The organism is Eubacterium sp. BL-380-WT-2B (assembly GCF_009696115.1).
Lineage (GTDB): Bacteria > Bacillota > Clostridia > Eubacteriales > Eubacteriaceae > Eubacterium > Eubacterium callanderi.
On record NZ_VUMP01000004.1, the window covers coordinates 371,378 to 388,339 of the forward strand.

Genomic DNA, 16,962 nt, shown 5'->3' on the forward strand with positions numbered 1-16,962 from the left:
AACAAAATGGACGTGAATCAGTTATATGAGGATTATCCACTGACCCGGCGTATGCAGCGGGGTGAGGAGGTTATCTGGTTTAATCCGGACTCAGGCGAGATCGGTGAACTGCCCTTTACGCAGGAGAACACAGCCGACGCGGAGGCAAGACTACGGCGATTTGCACCTTATATCGAAGCCAGCTTTCCCGAAACCAAAGAGGCCGGCGGCATTATAGAATCACCGTTAAAGCAAGCGCCGGATATGCAGGCCGCCCTTGAAAAACGGTACGGACGAGCGATCCCAGGAAAACTGCTGATTAAATGCGACAGCCATCTGCCTGTCTCAGGCTCCATCAAAGCCCGGGGGGGCATTTACGAGGTATTGAAGCTGGCAGAAACCATTGCTGCTGAGAGAGGGATGCTGAGTGCTGGGGATAATTATGCCATATTGGCCGAAAAACGCTTTAAAGACCTGTTTTCTGGTTACAGGGTAGCTGTTGGTTCCACGGGCAATCTGGGGCTGAGTATAGGCATTATCAGCGCAAAGCTGGGCTTTGACGTCACAGTGCATATGTCGGCAGATGCCAGACCTTGGAAAAAGGACATGCTGCGGTCAAAGGGCGTGCACGTCATCGAGTACCCTGAGGATTATCAGAAGGCTGTGGCTGAAGGGAGAAGACAGGCAGAGGGTGACCCCACCTGCCACTTTGTGGATGATGAGGGCTCAGCCGACCTGTTTCTGGGGTATTCCACAGCGGCTGCGCGCCTGAAAAAGCAGCTTGACGCGCTGAAAATTGCCATAGACACGGAGCATCCCCTGTTTGTGTACCTGCCCTGCGGCGTAGGCGGCGGGCCCGGCGGTGTAACCTTTGGTATTAAAACCGTCTTTGGCGAAAATGCCCACTGTTTTTTTGCAGAGCCAACCCATGCGCCCTGCATGCTCCTGGGGATGATGACCGGACTGAATGATGGTATCAGTGTTTCAGATATTGGATTGGATGGCAAAACCGCCGCTGACGGTCTGGCAGTCAGCCGTCCCTCCCGTCTGGTTGGGCGGGTGATGAGAACCCTGATCGACGGCGCGTTTACCGTAGAGGATGAGGAAATGTACCGGCTGCTGGGGCTGGTCATGGACACAGAGCGGCTGACCATTGAACCCTCAGGCTGTGCGGGGTTCCCTGGGCCGTCCCGCGTGCTGAGCGACGCCGCTTATCTTGAGAAAAAAGGCTTGGCAGAGGAGCGGATGAAAAACGCGGTGCATTTGGTCTGGGCTACCGGCGGCAATATGGTGCCTGAGGAGGAAATGGAGGCCTATTACCAAAAAGGCTGCCAGTTGATGCAAGAATAGTGAAGGAATAAAAGGCTGCTTCTCTGAGTTTAACAGAGGAGCAGCTTTTTTTACTGCGACGGACAGGGGCGAAATGAACGCTTTTGCTGGCGCAAAAACGATTGGGAGGCGGCCTATGGCCGCATTACAATCAAATTTGTACCTGCCATTCTGCATTCTCCATTTGTAAATTAGGAGGGTAACTTTTGGAAACTTTTAATAATATGATCAATGTTGTCAGCAGTGTGGTATGGAGCATACCGCTGGTGGTACTGTGCCTGATCGCGGGACTTGTTTTTTCAATATGGCTGGGCTTTCCTCAAATTCGTCATTTTATTTTAAGGATATGGTCTGCCTGAATGTCCACCAGGAGAAGGGCGGCAAAGATGGAATTACACCATTCCAGGCCTTTGCGATGGTCTTTTTCCCCCTGTGGGTTTTCTTAAGGCTAAATCTGAAAGTGTTGACATGGAGGCAATTCCCCATTACAATAAAATTAAATGCAAACGTCACTCAATCCTTAAGGAGGAATATCATGAGAAAAGAATTAACCGTTGCGTCCTTTGACGGCATGGAGCTGGTAATGACCGTAGATACTCCAGAGGTATGCAAGGCGGTCGTGGTCTTCGTACACGGGCTCTGCGAGCATCAGGGCCGGTACGACTACATTACCGGCAAATTTACTGCCCGTGATTTTAAGGTGTATCGTTTTGACCACAGAGGCCATGGAAAATCGTCCGGGGACCGCTATTTCTACACAAATAAGGATGAAATCATCGATGACACCAACTTTATTGTTGAGCTGGCCAAAGAAGAAAATCCAGGGCTGCCAGTCTATGTCATCGGGCACAGCATGGGCGGCTTCGCGGCAGCGGCATTCGGCACCAGGTATCCGGATGTAGTGGACGGCATCGTGCTGTCCGGCGGGCTGACCCGCGACAACACCGGGCTCATCATCAATGTGGATATGGGGCTTGATCCGAAGACGGAGTTCCCCAATGAGCTTGGCGACGGCGTATGCAGCGACCCGGCCGTGGTAGAGGCTTATGGAAAGGACCCTCTGAACGGCAAGTTCTTTACTGCTGGTCTCTGCCAGAGCATCGCTGAGGGCCTGCGCTGGCTTATGGATAATAAAACCTTCAGCTATCCGGTTCTTTTGCTGCACGGTGAAAAAGACGCTCTGGTGTCACCGAAGGACACACAGGATTTCTTTGCGGATATTCGCTCTGAGGATAAGCAGATGAAGATCTATGGCAATGCCTGTCATGAAATTTTTAACGAGTATATCCGTGACGAGGTCATCGAGGACGCTCTGGCATGGATAGAATACCGCCTGGGATAACACGTACAGAATCCCGCGGTGCCGCGAAATACGCCGCCGCGGATTTTTATTTGCTCTAAAATGGAATAAAGCCGGGTTTTGTTGTTCTTTTGTTGTACTCTGGGGTGTAAGATAGGATAAGAAACAGTATAAAGATGCAAAAAGAAGGGAGCAACTAAAATGAAAAAGATTCATGTTTTTCTTACCACAATTCTCGCATTCCTGCTGCTTACAGCAGGAGGCAGCATTATGGTAAAGGCGGAGGAAGCCGCCGCGTCATCCGCCATCCAGGCCGGGAAGGGTTTGGTGGTCGAAGGAAGCCCGGAGGGCTACACCTACGAGAAAGGCACTCTGTGCTTTATCAAGGGAGGGAGCTATACTGTCAGTATGGCGCCGGATACCCCGGTGACCACAGATGTGATTATGGTTAAGGGCGATGGGAATTTTGCGCTTACCCTGAACAGTGTGCAGATTGCCACAGACAGCGAGGGACAGCAGGGAATGCCCCTGTATGTACAGCAGGGTGACCTCAGCCTCACGCTGGCAGGGAGCAGCAATCTGAAATCAGAGAAGACCTCAGCCCTGTTCATCGGTGATGAGGGCGGCGGTACCAACGCGTCAAAGCTGACTGTGGCCGGCAGCGGCACACTGACGCTGCGCTCAGGCAGCAGCTTTGCCTTTGAAAATTTAGGGCTGGGCGGAACTTTTATGGAGGGCGGCCAGATTCACGCCTCCAACGCCATTGTGGATGGCCAGGGTATAAAGGCTATAGCCATCCAGGCCGGCGCTAAAGAGGTATATGCCATCAGTGCACACTTTGCCGAAAAGCTGACTATGAACGGCGGCAGTCTTACCGCGGAGGTAGATAACGGTGAGACACCGATTTACGCTGGGGCGGTTTACTGCTATAATGGCCTGGAGGTCAACGGCGGCACCCTTTCAGGAAAGGCTCCCGGCGCTGGTATTTCCACCGGAGACGGTGAAGGCAAGGGCGGTGCCTGTGTGATCAACGGCGGTACGGTTACCGGAGACGCGGTTGAAAGGGGCGTGTCCTACGGTACTTCAGGCATTTCTGTTATTGGAAACATCACCATCAACGGCGGCAGCGTAACAGCCAAGAATGGATATGTCGGACTGGACGCTACCAATATACTGGCCATCAACGGCGGTCAAGTCAATGCCTCAGGAGCTCAGGTCGGTATTCACGGCGGAGCCTGTGCCAAAGACAAGGAAAAAGATAACGTGACCATTACCGGAGGAACCGTCTACGCCCGTGGTGATAAGTATGATATTTATGGCGGCGATTTTGGTAGCGTCGAGATACCTACCCGGGTTTATCTGAAGGGTGGCAGTATCTTTACTGGCAGTAATAAAATCAAACCGGAGCCCATCAGCTATGTCGATGAGGATAGTGGTGCTGAGATCAAAGTAGAGCGGGTGGTCATGAGCGGCCTGCCGGCTGACAGCAGCGTATTCCTTTTTTTCAAGGTCGGCTACTTTGGCGAGGACAAGGCAGACCCGGAAAACGGCGTATATGGTATTCGTGATATGGATACCAACGACAAGGGACAGCTGTGTGTTTATGCTTCGCTGCTTGAACGAAGTCCCTTTGGTGTGACAATAAACGGGACAGACTATGAGGGAGTGGCAGTAAAAGGAAGTAATGGATATGAAGCCAAGATGGAAGAATCAATTCCGGAAATGGCGGTTACCTCTGAGAACGGCCACACACCCTTTTATTTTAAAACCCATTACATTCTGGAGCCGGGAAACAGCACTGCGTCCATGAGAGAGGGTCAGAACGAAACCGATGAAAAAATCATGGTCGGCAAGACATATATAGCGCCGCCGGATGATATTACTGCGGATTATTACCGTCTGACCCTTGACAATATTAAGATACACTCCGAGAATATCGGAATCCAGGTCAACAACCATAACACTGAGCTTATCGCCAGAGGTGACAACAGCATTGTATCGGACGATGATCACGCTATTTTCGCGGGATTCATTTCAGACAGCGGTGATATTGATACACTGGCCTTTAGCGGCAGCGGAAGACTGAGCTGCGAGGTGGCGTCGGACAAGCGGTATGGGGCTATCATAAGCATGCGGAACATTGTGGTCAACAGCGGAACCATTACAGCTCACAGCGCATCCAGCACGGCTGTTTTTTCTGAATCGCAAAATCCTGAGGACAGTATTACCGTCAATGGGGGAGATGTGAATGTGAAGGGATCCTTTGGGCTGTATGGAAACAATATTACCATCAATGGTGGTAAGGTGACCGGCACAGATGAGGGTGATACAGAAACCCTGGTTGTCGGCAGCAAGGGCGATATTAGCTTTAACGGCGGCAGTGTGGATGTGAAAAGCGGCAGCTACGCAGTCGGCGCAAATGGAAATATTACCATCAGCGGCGGTACACACCACCTGTTGGCGGAAAACGACAATAACCAGTATGTATACGGACTGTACGCCAATGGCAGCATTCATGTAAATGGGGGTACCACCTGGGTATCTGGAAATACCAATGACATTCTGGCAGAAACCGCCATCCAGGAAAGGGCGCTGCCGTCAACCGGTAAGACTTTGGAAAGAGCAGCAGCGGGAGAACACATTATCACAGTAGATGGCGGCAGTCTGAACGCAGTGCACAATACCGTTGCACCTGAACCGGTAGACGCTGCAGGAGCGCGGGCCTATAAAACCACACTGACTGTGGGAACAGCAGCCAATACAGGCAGCCTGGAGGGTAAGGTAGGCGAAAAGACACTGAACCTCAAGGATGCGTTGACCGATGATGCTGCAAACCTGTACCTCTACCTTCCAGAGCCAGAAGGACAGAAAGCAGTGATTGCGACCACTGCGGCGTCTTATAGCGGTACTGTCAGGGAGTTGGAAGCTCAGAACAGGTTACGGACCTTTGGGGCAGTGCTGGTCTCGGATAAACCAGAGCCAGTGGTGCATGTGACAGGTGTCAGGCTTGATAAGACCAGCGCTGAGCTGACTCAGGGAAAAAGCCTGACTTTGACAGCTGCCATCGAACCGGCCAATGCCACCAATAAAAAGATGAGCTGGAAATCCTCAGATTCTAAGATCGCCAAGGTAGACAATCAGGGTAAGGTCACAGGCATAGCCGTTGGAAAGGCCACCATTACTGTCACCACTGAGGATGGCGGAAAAACCGCCAGCGCGGTCATCACAGTGAAAAAGGGCGGCGGGGATGGTCCGCATACGGGTATTCTTTCCGAGCAGACTTCTGTACCGGCAGCCTTGATTCTGCTGGCCGGTTTTACAGCGCTCACAGCTGTGGCAGCCCGGAGAAGATAGGAGGCGTCCGGATTTGTGAGTTGTGTTTCTGAGGTGCTGCAGGTGGTAGCATTAATCTGAAAGAAACTAGAAGGGCAGGGGCTCCCAGAGCGCTGATTGGGGATCTTTTGTGGAACTTCATCATGTATAATCCTTTTAGAAATAAAATTTTAATTAAAGTGGAATATTCAATTTATTCCGGAAAAGGAGAGGAAAATGAAGTGCTCAATTTTGAGACAGCAAGGTCTGAGGTGCCTGCTGGCAGTATTTTTGACAATGTTTATGCTCTGGGGGAGCAGCCCGGCTTTTGCTGCGGGCAATGAGCCCATGCCCAGCGTGCTGCCGCCGCAGTCGACCTATATTAATCTGAAAGCCTCCGGTGCGGTGGTAAATTACAGCGCGAACCCGGAAACCCTGGACAAAATGGTTTACGACAGCCTGGCCATCAATGTCATGGATGAAAAAAGCCAGAAGATCAACAGCAGCCGGGAGGACATCGTACTCAGCTATAACCGGAGCCCGGGGAATCAGAAAGTAACAGTAACCTATAAAGGCAATGAGAAATATGCCGAAAGCGAAGCAACCTCCATGATTAAGATTAACAGCCTGGAGGGCACGAGCGTTCTATTGGTGGGCAGCGTGCCCTCGGTCAAGCTGTTTGCAGATAAGGCTGGCATGGACAGCGCGATTATCAAAGCGCTGGAGGTGCGGGTGGTAAACAGCCACGGAGAAAATATCAAGTACAATACAGATGAGCTGGATCTCAGCTATAACCGCGATGAGGGTACACAGCTGGTTACAGTGAAGTACAAGGGGAATACCGAGTACGCAGCATCGGTGGCCGAGGCAAAGGTTACGGTGGAAAATCCTCAAAAGGTTACCATTACCCTGTCCAGAGAAACGCCGAAGGTTGCCTATCACGATGACAAGGCAGGAATGGATAAAGTCATAGCCGACGCGCTCAAGATTACCATTACTGACAATGCTAAAAAGAATGTCAGTTTTGCACTGAGTGAGCTACAGCTCAGCTATAACCATACAGCGGGAAAACAGGATGTCACTGTGAAATATCTGGGCAACAGCAACTACCAGCCCGCCATGGTCACCGCCAATGTCAAGATTATTGATGCCGCCCCCTGCGCAGTGGTGCTCACCCAGAACCCGCACAGCGTGCCCTATGATAAGAACAGTGCGAAGCTGGACACCGCAGTGCTGGAAAGCCTTAAGCTGAGCCTGGTGGACCATAACAATCAACCCATCAAGTATAGAAGCGATGAGCTGAAACTCGACTACAATCATGCCGAGGGAGATCAGACGGTAAAGGTGAGCTTTGCCGGCAGCGACGATTACCAGCCCTGCACAGCAGAGGCCACGGTGCATATCGGGCCGTCGGTTCAGACCATTTATACCTGGATGGGCATTGGGGCAGGCATTCTTGTACTGGCCATCGCTGCTATTGTGATTGTGGCGATTGTCCGCCATAGAAAAAAGTATTCATAAAGGAGGAAGCAAAAATGAAACGTAAAGCAGCGTTATGTTTAAGCGTTCTGGTATTTGCGGTGCTGGTGGTTACCGCCTGCTCAAATGCCGGACAGAAGCAGGAAGAAATTCCGAATCCCATGGTGCGTTATGATACAATCGATCAGATTGAGAAAAAAGTTGGGTATTCACCGGCGATTCTGCCGGCCTACTCTGGCTTTGAGTTAAAAGAGATGTATATTATCGGCGATGAGCTGGTGGATCTGAGATACCAGAAAACAGGTGGAGCGGAAGCGACAGTCCGCAGCCAGAAGAATGCCGGGGGTGACATCAGTGGTTATCAGCAGCTGACTTACAGCCCGGAAACCTATAACGGCATTACCTATAACATGGCTGAAAACGCTGAAGGTAAGGATCTTATTGCGTATTTTACGAAGGGAGACATGACCTACTCCATGTCCGCGACTGGGCTGGATAAGGATACCTTTAAGAGCGAATTTGCAGCAGTGATCGACACGGTTAATAATCAATAGCGGCCTTAAAAGGCCAAGACATCCAGGAAAGGACAGATAGGATGGGACAAGGACATTATTACAGAAGTAAAAGAAAAATTCATTTAAGACCGCAGTTTTTTATCATTTTGGCAGCAGTGGTGCTGGTCTGCGTCGCGGTGTCTTCTGTAGTGATCGGAAGACATAATACTGAAAAGGAAGCGACAGCCCAGTCTGAGCTCACCGATAAAATGTCCGGGTTCAGCAGCGGTTTTCAGGTGCCGTCTGCGGCCGGTGTAATGCAGATGGCGGTCAATGAGCAGAAAAAGGCTGGAGGGCCAAAGGTAGACGCTGAGCTGAGGGCAAAGATGGATGAAGTTAAGGCCAAGCTGGCAGCGGATGACACCGCTGATCTGAAGGTCGTCTTTTTCACTTTTGACGATGGACCCAGCGAGCATACAGGAGAGATATTGGACCTGCTTAAAAAGTACAATATCAAGGCCACCTTCTTTACCAATGGTCGAGAGGGAAAAGTTATGGAGGAAGCCTACCAGCGTATTGTGAAGGAAGGGCATACGCTGGCCAACCATACCTGGAGCCATCAGTACAGCCTTTATAACAGCCCGGACGCCTTTTACGCCGATGTGGAAAAGCTGGATGCTTATCAGAAACAGGTCACAGGGCTCAAGCAGACCTCCCATTTGTTTCGTTTTCCGGGCGGTTCTGCAAATGCCAATACTACCTGTACTCAGGGAATTGTGAACCGGGGCTACAACTATGTGGACTGGAACGTGGTGTGCGGCGACGGCACCAGCAACAGCCTGAGCGTGGATCAGCTGACGCAGAATTTTATCGACGGTGTCCATAAGCACAATGTTTCAACCGTGCTCTGCCATGCCGAGCAGAAGGAAAATACCCGCAAGGCACTGGAAAAAACATTTAAAACCTTGCTGAAGGAAGGCTACACTTTTTTGCCCATGGAATACGACATGGAACTGCCAAGACAACTGTAGGAGAAGGGAGAAAAGAAAATGAAACCCTGGAAGACTGGCAGGGGCGCCTTTATCAGAGAATCTCTGGCGCTCCTGCGTTTTAATTTTTGGACACTGGCGGTGTTTGAGCTGGTTTATAAATTAGGCGGTACCCTTGTGGTGCTGCCTCTGTTAAACTTTGGGCTGCGCAGGCTTCTGGCTTTTGAGGGCTTTCCTGTTATTTCGGGAGATAGTGTGGCAGCAGCGCTAAAAAATCCGTTAGTGCTCTTATCTGTTTTTATTTTGCTGCTGTTGCTGGCGTTCTACTGTCTTTTTGAGATCGCAGTGCTGGTTTTGTGTTTCCACGAGAGCAGGAACCGTCGGAAGGTACAGCTGATCCCTCTGGCGGCCGCCGCTTTCCGGCAGGCTGTCCGCATTTTTAACCCCAGAAACTATCTGGCAGTTCTGTTTTTCGTGCTTATTATGCCTGTGCTTCACATCGGTATTTCCTCTGATCTGATCGCAGAGCTTTCGGTGCCAGGCTTTATTCTGGAGTACATCAAAGGCAATCCTGCTCTTTACGCGGCCTACATTGGACTGGGCGTTATCCTGCTGCTGGTCATGGCGCTGACCCTGTTCGCTTTTAACGTCTTTGCCGTGGAGGGCAAGAATTTTGTACCAGCCTGCCGGAAGAGTGTCCATCTTCTAAAAGGGTATTTCTTTAAAACCGTGGGCAGTTTTTTACTCTGGACGCTTTTGCTGCTGCTGGTCTTTGCTGGTATCGTGCTGTTTCTCGGGGCCCTGTCCCTGGTTTCAGGAACCGTCATTGGCACAATAACCGGGCGTCTCGCAGGTGGAGGAGGCCCATCTCTGGGGCTGATGATTCTCATCGGGGTTCTGGCTGTTTCGGTTTCGTCCTTTAACATTATTCAAACCTGTCTGGGAACCATGATGAATTATGCTTTTATATCACGGTTTTATGAAACCTACCGGGAAGAGAGAGGAGAGGAAAATACGCTGGTGTGCAGTGTGCCCGAAACAGCCTTTCCCTTTTTAAAGAAACGACAGCTCATGGTGCTGTCCCTGGTGATGGTGCTGGCTGCTGTAGGTGTTAAAACCGGACGCATTGTGACCGCCTTTGATGCAGATGATTTCGATACCCTGCTGCACGGTGCGCAGGTCAGTGGCCATCGGGGAAATTCTTCCGACGCGCCGGAAAACTCGCGGGCGGCGCTTGAAAAAGCCATTGAGCTTGGTGCGGATTATGTGGAAATCGATGTGGCTGAAACCAAGGATGGGGTGCTGGTCGTGTCTCATGACAATAACCTGAAGCGGACCACAGGCAGGAATGTCTATATTTGGCAGTCCACCTACGAGGAGATCAAAAATCTGGACATTGGCAGCTTTTTTTCTCCCGAATATAAGGATGAGCGGCTTATGACCCTGGATGAAGCCATAGAGATGTGCAAGGGCCGAATCCGTATGAACATTGAGCTTAAGCCTACGCCCTATGACCAGGGTTTTGCCCGGAAGGCTGTGGACAGCATCAGCCGGCACGAGTTTGAGAGCCAGTGCTATCTGGCGTCCTTAAACTACGGAATCCTTGAGGAAGTAAAGGGTTTGACAACAGAAATCAAGACCCTGTATATTACGCCCATTGCCTATGGAGACATCGAAAATTTAAACGTGGATGCCTTTAGTATTGAGGAAACTTTTATCAATAAAGCGCTGGTGGAGCGCGTCCATCAAAAAAACAAGGATGTGCATGCCTGGACCGTCAACGATGCGGACAGCATGCAGAGAATGATCGACTGCGGTGTAGACAACATCATTACTGATGATGTACGCACTGCCATGAGAGTGACGGATGAAAATCACCCTACCCGGGAGGAAATGCTGAACAATACCATACAGCAGGTCATTTTCGGGCTGTAAAATAAAAAATGGCTGCGAGAGGTAGGCCAATGAAAAGACATTACTTTATGGAAAAAATACCAGTATTGCTGACAGCATTAATGTTTTTATGGGGCATGCCCGCGGTATGGGCGGCGGATATGGATAACCCGGTAGAGACATCCGTCCGTGTCAGCGTTTGCCCCGGAACAGCAGAACTTGGACAGGCCCTTTTTTTGAACGCGGAAATACGCGCCCAGTCCCTGGCAGTGGTAGAGAGCGGCCGTGTAGACTTTTACCTGATCGACGATGACAGCGACACCGAAAGGCTTGTGGGGGTAGCCGCAGTACAGGAGAGTGTGGCAAAATCGAGTTTAAAACCGGGAAGCAGCTTTTATCCTGCCAGGGCAGGGACTTATACCCTTATCGCCCGATACCGGGCTGCAGAGGACGGTTACTCAGGCTCTGAGACAAGGATCGTCCTGAGCATGACCGATTCCAGTGCCGGGCCGGCAGGGTTGATTACTGGCGCTGCCCTGGCGGATGAGGGATCGGTCCTGCTGGCTGCGGGCATGCTTTTAGTGCTGGTGCTTTTGATAATCCTATGGCACTGGTTTATACGCCAGGATAAGCTCGGTGCCCGCTAAAAAAATCCCGTGGCGTCGTTTTTGCGACTCCTGCGGGATTTTTCAATTTTGTTTGATTTTTTCATAGTTGCTTTGCTGGTGTAGAAAAGCGGTGGTAAGTTCTGCCCAGCTGTAGTTGCTCATATACTCCCCATGAAAGGTATTAATGGCGTCAATGTCTCCCTTTAAAAAACGGTAGTAATCGCAGTCCACCTTTTTGGTATCTAATGCCAGGTAGTTCCATTTTTTAATAAGGATGTCCTCCACTCCAGCACTTTCGAGGGCGCGTCTCAGGCTTGAGATAACATTTTGAGCGTGTTTTTTATTTCCGGTGGAGCCAGAGGAGTCCTCGAACAGAACCGCACAGATATTGGAAAGTGTAACACCGTTGCCCTGGCGGTCCACCAGATAGGCCAGAAGCTCCTTGGCACGGCTGCGGGAAAAGCGTAGTGGCTGTTGATCTACAAAAACGTCAAAGGTGCCAAAGGTATGGATCTGTACCCGTTTCTGAGGCCCTTTGACCTTTTGGGGAATGTCCAGGTGGTCGAGCTCCTCCTGAATTAGCGCTTTGCTTACAGGCTTAAGGATATAGCCCTTGGCATGTAGTCGGTAAGCATCATAAGCGTAGTCGGAGTATCCAGTCACAAAGATAATGCGCACCTCTGGAAAAAGCTTTTTGATACTGACAGCAACCTCCAGACCAGACATGGTGGACATGACAACATCCAGAAAGGCGAAATCCAACGACTGGTTTGATTCCTTATATAAATTTTGAGTAAATTCAAGAGCGCTTTCGGGCGTTATAAAACTATGAATTGTGGCATCGGGCAGGGCCTCTTTTAACGAAAAAATAAGGTTTTCAAGCGCTAGTCTTTCATCGTCAATTGCTAATACATGCATAAATTTCACCTTCTATCAATATGATAGTATTATTTTACAGGATGAACAACAACAAAAGGACACCAAAAGTATAGTAGAAGAGAGAAAAGTTCGGCATGTTTGTCTCACTGCAATATTTAAAAATTTTTTAAGAAAATTAGATATTTGTGGCGCTTTTGTGGAGCTTGCCTTGTTATAATTAAAGTGATCAGAAGAAGCTGATTCAGCAAAGGTATGAGAACATAAAGGCTGCCTTTGCAATATCTGTTTCACGGCTGCTGCTGTCAGTCAGATAAGGCCTTCTAAACAACCTCATCCATACAAAGGCTTTACGCATAAACTGCCTCCGGGAAATATGGGCCAGGAGGCTGGGCATCATCCTGCCCGTCATTTCTTCTATCCTCAAAGTAAAAAGAAATAAGGGCAGCAGCAGCCATCTGATAAAAATGAAATAATGGTCCCAGCATCCATATGAATCAACCATACTGGGAAAGTCCTATTCCCCTCTTTTTGTGAAAAATAGAAAAGAGGGGTTTTTATATCATAATTTAGACAGCTTTCCTCCAGTAAATGAAAATGAGATTTGGATATGTGAACCCACCATTGTGGTATGTGTACTGAGCGATTCCGGATGACAGAGCTCATTATCTGGCCCAGATGCACCTGTGGCTATTTTTAAGCCGTATAGGCTAAGTAATAAAATTTCAAATAAAATGTTTAAGCTTGTGAGAATTTTGTAGTACTTGAGGTGTATAATCGTTTTATAAGAAATAATTTGCTGCCTTTTAACGGACAGCAGCCGATATTGCTCTCAGCTACAATCGAATCCCGGGCAGCTAAAAGGTTATTGTGACTTATAAAGCAGCGATACCTACAATCAAAACAAGGCGACAGCCCTGATGTTTCTGGCCGTGGCTGACCAAAACCATCCTGGGAGTCTTTTCTTCAAAATACATTAGATCAGGTCATTTTTGCCTGCAATAAGCAAAAGATAAATAAACCCGTCTGGAAAGGATGAGAAATGATTAACAAAATAGCAAAAGAAAAAATGGGCAGATGGCAGAATGAGCAGAGGTGGCGGAATAAAACGCTGTCTGGGAATAAAAAGGCAATAACCCTTGCAAACCGGAATATGTTTACAAGACTCGTAATCATAGCCCAGGCAGTTTTCGGTCTCCTTTTGGTAATATGCCTGGTTTCCGATGAATTTCGAAAGCTTTTACCTGTTTATGTGGTCTGGTATCTGACGGGAGCCATGATTTATTTTATCTTCGGAAAAAGGCGGAATGTATTGCTCGGTATGTACCTGTTCTGGAGTGTAATGGTAGTTGGTTGTATTTATCTCAATATTGTAGAATCACCGCTGCTGCCCGCTACAGCCATTATTGGTGTTTTCCTGCTCATCCCTCTGACCATTATGGATGAGTCCTGGAGGATTTTGATTTTTACAGCTGCCTGTTATCTCATTAATATGGTGTTTGATATTTTGGTGAAGTCCAGCGCGCTTTTGATTGCGGATATGGTGACTTGTGGCGTATTTCTGGTTGCAGGAATTTTGATGGGGGATTACTTTCAGAATATTCGGCTGAAGCAAGTCGAGTTGAAAAGCTATATTTTAAAACGGCAGAATAAGGAGCAAGAAAATGGAGAAGAGGAATAGTGCTTTTCTGAATAAAGAACAAGAAATCAGATATCAGGAACATATTTTTACTGTTTTTATTTACTTAGTTGGTTAAAGCCATTGATTTGAATCGACTGAACGCCATTAGCGCCGAGGAACTGGCGCGCCGGCAGTATCCCGAAAAAGGCATTGCTTTTGAGATACCACTCCCAGAAATAAATAATAAAAAAGTCCATGATGTGTGATGACGTCATGGGCTTTTATAATTTCAGGAACCTTTCTTTTTTATGCCACTCTGTTGGTTTAAAAAGGCAGAAGTAAACTCAGCCCAGCTAAAATTGCTCATATACTCCCCCTGGAAGGACTTGATGGCGTCAAGGTCTCCCTCCAGAAAACGGTAATAGTCACAGTCCACCTTTTGGGTATCCAGAGCAAGATAGTTCCAGCGTTTGATGAGAATATCATCGACGCCGGCCTTCTCAAGGGCAGCTCTCAGGCTCGCGATAATGTTCTGGACATGCTTTTTATTGGACTTGGTACCTGACCGGTCCTCAAAGAGAACAGCGCATATATCCGAAATGGTCACCCCATTTCCCTGGCGGTCCGCCAGATAGGCGAGCAGCTCTTTAGCCCGGGTACGCGAAAAAACAAGGGGCTTCTGATCCACAAAAGCGTCAAAGGTACCAAAAGTGTGAAGGGTGACACGTTTTTTAAAAGGATCAGACTTCTGGCTTAAAGGAAGAACATGGAGATGTAAAAGCTCATTTTCGATGGCCTGTCGGGTTACAGGCTTTAAGAGATAACCCTGGGCATGGATCTGGAAAGCATCATAAGCGTAATCCCGGTAATGGGTTACGAAGACAATACGCACCTCGGGACAGAGTTTTTTTAGTTTTGAGGCCAGCTCAAGGCCAGACATGGCCGACATTTTAATCGCCATAAAAGCCAGGTCCAGCCGTTTGCCCGATTCCCAGATCCATTTTTCCGCAAAGCTCAAAGCTTCTTTAGAACTTTTAAACCCATGGATATCTGCCGTTGGGAGAAACTCCTTTAAGATGTGTATCAGCCGTTCCAGCGACTGCTGCTCATCATCTGTTGCTAGTACATACATATGCTTTATCCTTTGTTTACTTAGTATAATACTATTTTACAGGACGGAGATCCACAAAAGACCAACAAATGCAGACATAAGATAAAAATTCTCCCAAAACCCCGGTAAACGTTGGGCCTTTAAGGCAGTTTATAGCGAGATGCCCTCACCCTCTTTGTACCAGGCCTGAAGCCTATCCGAGTGCTTCCACGGAAAGACGCGAGCCCCTATACCCGGGAGCGGATCACTTCCTGCATGGACGGCTTGGGCCCGAAACGCACCGGTCAAACCAGGCATTTTGTACTGTCCTTATAAAGGACGGTTTTATGATACTATACTGAGAACATCAAAACGAAAGGAGAGATACAGATGGCTTATGAACGAACCGCGATTAAAAACGAGCTTAAGATGAACCTGAACTACGGCGAAGTCGGCGGCAAGATCAAGAAAAAATTAAAGACCATCGGCGGCGTCACCACCGATGGGACCGCGGCTATCACTGGGGTAATCGTGAAAAACGGCAAAGTGCTGAAAGCGCATGTGGAAGTCTGATGAGAACCTTAATTTTTGATGGAGGTTTGAGGATGATTTGTGGAACATGAGGTGATATAATACACATAACAAGTAAAGAAAGAAGGGAGCAACCAATGAAAAAAACAATTGTATTCACACTGATGCTGGGAATGACCGTAATGTTCCTGGCAGGCTGCGGAGGAACCGCTTCTCCCGCCCCAACCGCTACCCCGACTGCCACCCCGACCGCCACCCCAACCGCAACCACTCAGACGACAGCCCCCAATAATAACGCGGCGGCCATTTCACCCGAACAGGCCAAGGCCATCGCTTTACAGCAGGCAGGCATTGCCGAAACCGATGCCTGGGCGTTAAAGGTAGAGCAGGGAACCGAGAACGGCCGGCATGTCTACGAAGTCAATTTTAAATATGGCGGAAAAGAATATGATTACGACATTGACGCCGCCACCGGAGAAATTGTAAAACAGGACATTGATATTGACGATTAAAAGATGATTTAGAACAAAAAAGACCGGCATGGTTTTGTGCCGGTCTTTTATTTTTTGCTTTTCGCCCGGTTCAGGTAGCCGACGGTAAACTCTGCCCAGCTGTAATTCGACATATACTCACCGTGAAAAGCGTTGATGGCGTCAATGTCGCCTTCCAGAAACCGGTAATAGTCGCAGTCCACCTTTTGGGTATCCAGGGCCAGGTAGTTCCATTTTTTAATAAGGATATCCCCGGCGCCCACGGCTTCCAGCCCCTGCTTCAGGCTTGAGATGAGGTTCTGAACGTATTTTTTACTGGTCTTGCTGCCGCTCTCATCTTCAAAGAGCGCCGAGCAGATATCGGCCAGGGTAACGCCACTGCCCTGGCGGTCTGCCAGATAGGCCAGGAGCTCCTTGGCCCGAGTGCGGGAAAAGGCGATGGGCTTCGCCCCCATGAAGGCGTCGAAGGTGCCAAAGGTCCGAAGACGGACCCGGCGGGTATGGAACGGATCAGAGGGCGGCGTGGTGGCAAGATGAGCCATTTCCTCCTCGATGAGCTCCCCTGTGACCGGTTTCAGGATATAGCCCCTGGCATGGACACGGTAAGCCTCGTAGGCGTAATCGGCAAAACCAGTCACAAAAAAGATCCCCACATCGGGACAGAGCTTTTTGAGCTCGGCGGCCAGCTCAATGCCCGTCATCCCAGGCATTTCCACATCCAGAAAGGCGAAATCAAGGGAGGTGTTTTGGCGCTGGCAAAGGGATCGTACAAAATCAAGGGCCTTTCGAGGTTGCTGAAAGCTGTGCACCTCGGCGTGGGGGAAAGCTTTCTGTAAAGTAACGGTCAGGCTGTCCAGCGATAAAGCTTCATCGTCTGTGGCCAGTATGTGCATGGCAAAGAACCTCCTCGTAATTTATTTACATTGATTATACCATGTTTTTCACTCAAAACCGAATAAAAAATTTCATT

General features: G+C 49.1%; 15 protein-coding genes. 12 read left to right on the plus strand and 3 right to left on the minus strand.

Annotated features, from left to right (window positions below; all coding sequences use genetic code 11):
• Nucleotides 1-6 precede the first annotated feature (6 nt).
• From FYJ53_RS10005 to FYJ53_RS10045, 9 genes are all read left to right on the plus strand, one after another.
• Entirely contained in the window at nucleotides 7-1,329 is a 1,323-nt protein-coding gene (locus FYJ53_RS10005; RefSeq protein ID WP_148427679.1) for a D-serine ammonia-lyase, read from the plus strand.
• Nucleotides 1,330-1,514: 185 nt separating this feature from the next.
• Nucleotides 1,515-1,667: a sodium:alanine symporter family protein gene (locus tag FYJ53_RS10010; protein ID WP_148427677.1), complete on the plus strand. Its 153-nt coding sequence runs from the start codon at nucleotides 1,515-1,517 to the stop codon at nucleotides 1,665-1,667.
• A 176-nt stretch (nucleotides 1,668-1,843) separates the two neighbouring features.
• Complete coding sequence (locus tag FYJ53_RS10015) at nucleotides 1,844-2,650, plus strand: alpha/beta hydrolase (RefSeq protein ID WP_090410762.1); 807 nt, start codon at nucleotides 1,844-1,846, stop codon at nucleotides 2,648-2,650.
• 159 nt (nucleotides 2,651-2,809) lie between these two features.
• Nucleotides 2,810-5,962: an Ig-like domain-containing protein gene (locus FYJ53_RS21485; protein ID WP_154557292.1), complete on the plus strand. Its 3,153-nt coding sequence runs from the start codon at nucleotides 2,810-2,812 to the stop codon at nucleotides 5,960-5,962.
• Nucleotides 5,963-6,157: 195 nt separating this feature from the next.
• Nucleotides 6,158-7,441 carry a hypothetical protein gene (locus FYJ53_RS10025; RefSeq protein ID WP_148427674.1) on the plus strand — a complete coding sequence of 428 codons (1,284 nt, stop codon included), beginning with the start codon at nucleotides 6,158-6,160 and terminating at the stop codon, nucleotides 7,439-7,441.
• Nucleotides 7,442-7,455: 14 nt separating this feature from the next.
• The gene (locus FYJ53_RS10030; protein WP_090410765.1) at nucleotides 7,456-7,953 is read left to right on the plus strand and encodes a hypothetical protein; all 498 of its coding nucleotides are present in this window, start codon (nucleotides 7,456-7,458) and stop codon (nucleotides 7,951-7,953) included.
• Nucleotides 7,954-7,994: 41 nt separating this feature from the next.
• Complete coding sequence (locus FYJ53_RS10035; RefSeq protein WP_013379014.1) at nucleotides 7,995-8,924, plus strand: polysaccharide deacetylase family protein; 930 nt, start codon at nucleotides 7,995-7,997, stop codon at nucleotides 8,922-8,924.
• 18 nt (nucleotides 8,925-8,942) lie between these two features.
• On the plus strand, nucleotides 8,943-10,817 hold the full coding sequence (locus FYJ53_RS10040; RefSeq protein ID WP_013379015.1) for a glycerophosphodiester phosphodiesterase: 1,875 nt from the start codon (nucleotides 8,943-8,945) through the stop codon (nucleotides 10,815-10,817).
• 29 nt (nucleotides 10,818-10,846) lie between these two features.
• The gene (locus FYJ53_RS10045) at nucleotides 10,847-11,422 is read left to right on the plus strand and encodes a hypothetical protein (RefSeq protein ID WP_013379016.1); all 576 of its coding nucleotides are present in this window, start codon (nucleotides 10,847-10,849) and stop codon (nucleotides 11,420-11,422) included.
• 42 nt (nucleotides 11,423-11,464) lie between these two features.
• Here the strand turns inward: FYJ53_RS10045 and FYJ53_RS10050 are convergent, their stop codons facing one another.
• Nucleotides 11,465-12,301 (minus strand): response regulator, encoded by an 837-nt coding sequence (locus tag FYJ53_RS10050; protein WP_013379017.1) that lies wholly within the window; start codon nucleotides 12,299-12,301, stop codon nucleotides 11,465-11,467.
• A 1,000-nt stretch (nucleotides 12,302-13,301) separates the two neighbouring features.
• Between FYJ53_RS10050 and FYJ53_RS10055 the strand changes: the two genes are divergently transcribed.
• Nucleotides 13,302-13,940 carry a hypothetical protein gene (locus tag FYJ53_RS10055; RefSeq protein WP_148427670.1) on the plus strand — a complete coding sequence of 213 codons (639 nt, stop codon included), beginning with the start codon at nucleotides 13,302-13,304 and terminating at the stop codon, nucleotides 13,938-13,940.
• A 229-nt stretch (nucleotides 13,941-14,169) separates the two neighbouring features.
• On the opposite strand, the gene FYJ53_RS10060 is transcribed toward FYJ53_RS10055, so the two are convergent.
• Nucleotides 14,170-15,012 carry a response regulator gene (locus FYJ53_RS10060; RefSeq protein WP_090410770.1) on the minus strand — a complete coding sequence of 281 codons (843 nt, stop codon included), beginning with the start codon at nucleotides 15,010-15,012 and terminating at the stop codon, nucleotides 14,170-14,172.
• A gap of 348 nt (nucleotides 15,013-15,360) precedes the next feature.
• Between FYJ53_RS10060 and FYJ53_RS10065 the strand changes: the two genes are divergently transcribed.
• Both FYJ53_RS10065 and FYJ53_RS10070 read left to right on the plus strand, forming a co-directional pair.
• Complete coding sequence (locus FYJ53_RS10065; protein ID WP_013379026.1) at nucleotides 15,361-15,543, plus strand: hypothetical protein; 183 nt, start codon at nucleotides 15,361-15,363, stop codon at nucleotides 15,541-15,543.
• A 95-nt stretch (nucleotides 15,544-15,638) separates the two neighbouring features.
• On the plus strand, nucleotides 15,639-16,013 hold the full coding sequence (locus tag FYJ53_RS10070) for a PepSY domain-containing protein (protein WP_148427668.1): 375 nt from the start codon (nucleotides 15,639-15,641) through the stop codon (nucleotides 16,011-16,013).
• A gap of 47 nt (nucleotides 16,014-16,060) precedes the next feature.
• On the opposite strand, the gene FYJ53_RS10075 is transcribed toward FYJ53_RS10070, so the two are convergent.
• Nucleotides 16,061-16,885 (minus strand): response regulator, encoded by an 825-nt coding sequence (locus FYJ53_RS10075; RefSeq protein WP_148427666.1) that lies wholly within the window; start codon nucleotides 16,883-16,885, stop codon nucleotides 16,061-16,063.
• Nucleotides 16,886-16,962: the final 77 nt, after the last annotated feature.

Coding starts and splice junctions, on each gene's coding strand:
- FYJ53_RS10030 (WP_090410765.1), top strand. CDS start 7,456: ATGAAACGTAAAGCAGCGTTATGTTTAAGCGTTCTGGTATTTGCGGTG.
- FYJ53_RS10075 (WP_148427666.1), bottom strand. CDS start 16,885: ATGCACATACTGGCCACAGACGATGAAGCTTTATCGCTGGACAGCCTG.
- FYJ53_RS10005 (WP_148427679.1), top strand. CDS start 7: ATGGACGTGAATCAGTTATATGAGGATTATCCACTGACCCGGCGTATG.
- FYJ53_RS21485 (WP_154557292.1), top strand. CDS start 2,810: ATGAAAAAGATTCATGTTTTTCTTACCACAATTCTCGCATTCCTGCTG.
- FYJ53_RS10055 (WP_148427670.1), top strand. CDS start 13,302: ATGATTAACAAAATAGCAAAAGAAAAAATGGGCAGATGGCAGAATGAG.
- FYJ53_RS10060 (WP_090410770.1), bottom strand. CDS start 15,012: ATGTATGTACTAGCAACAGATGATGAGCAGCAGTCGCTGGAACGGCTG.
- FYJ53_RS10025 (WP_148427674.1), top strand. CDS start 6,158: ATGAAGTGCTCAATTTTGAGACAGCAAGGTCTGAGGTGCCTGCTGGCA.
- FYJ53_RS10065 (WP_013379026.1), top strand. CDS start 15,361: ATGGCTTATGAACGAACCGCGATTAAAAACGAGCTTAAGATGAACCTG.
- FYJ53_RS10045 (WP_013379016.1), top strand. CDS start 10,847: ATGAAAAGACATTACTTTATGGAAAAAATACCAGTATTGCTGACAGCA.
- FYJ53_RS10035 (WP_013379014.1), top strand. CDS start 7,995: ATGGGACAAGGACATTATTACAGAAGTAAAAGAAAAATTCATTTAAGA.
- FYJ53_RS10070 (WP_148427668.1), top strand. CDS start 15,639: ATGAAAAAAACAATTGTATTCACACTGATGCTGGGAATGACCGTAATG.
- FYJ53_RS10015 (WP_090410762.1), top strand. CDS start 1,844: ATGAGAAAAGAATTAACCGTTGCGTCCTTTGACGGCATGGAGCTGGTA.
- FYJ53_RS10050 (WP_013379017.1), bottom strand. CDS start 12,301: ATGCATGTATTAGCAATTGACGATGAAAGACTAGCGCTTGAAAACCTT.
- FYJ53_RS10040 (WP_013379015.1), top strand. CDS start 8,943: ATGAAACCCTGGAAGACTGGCAGGGGCGCCTTTATCAGAGAATCTCTG.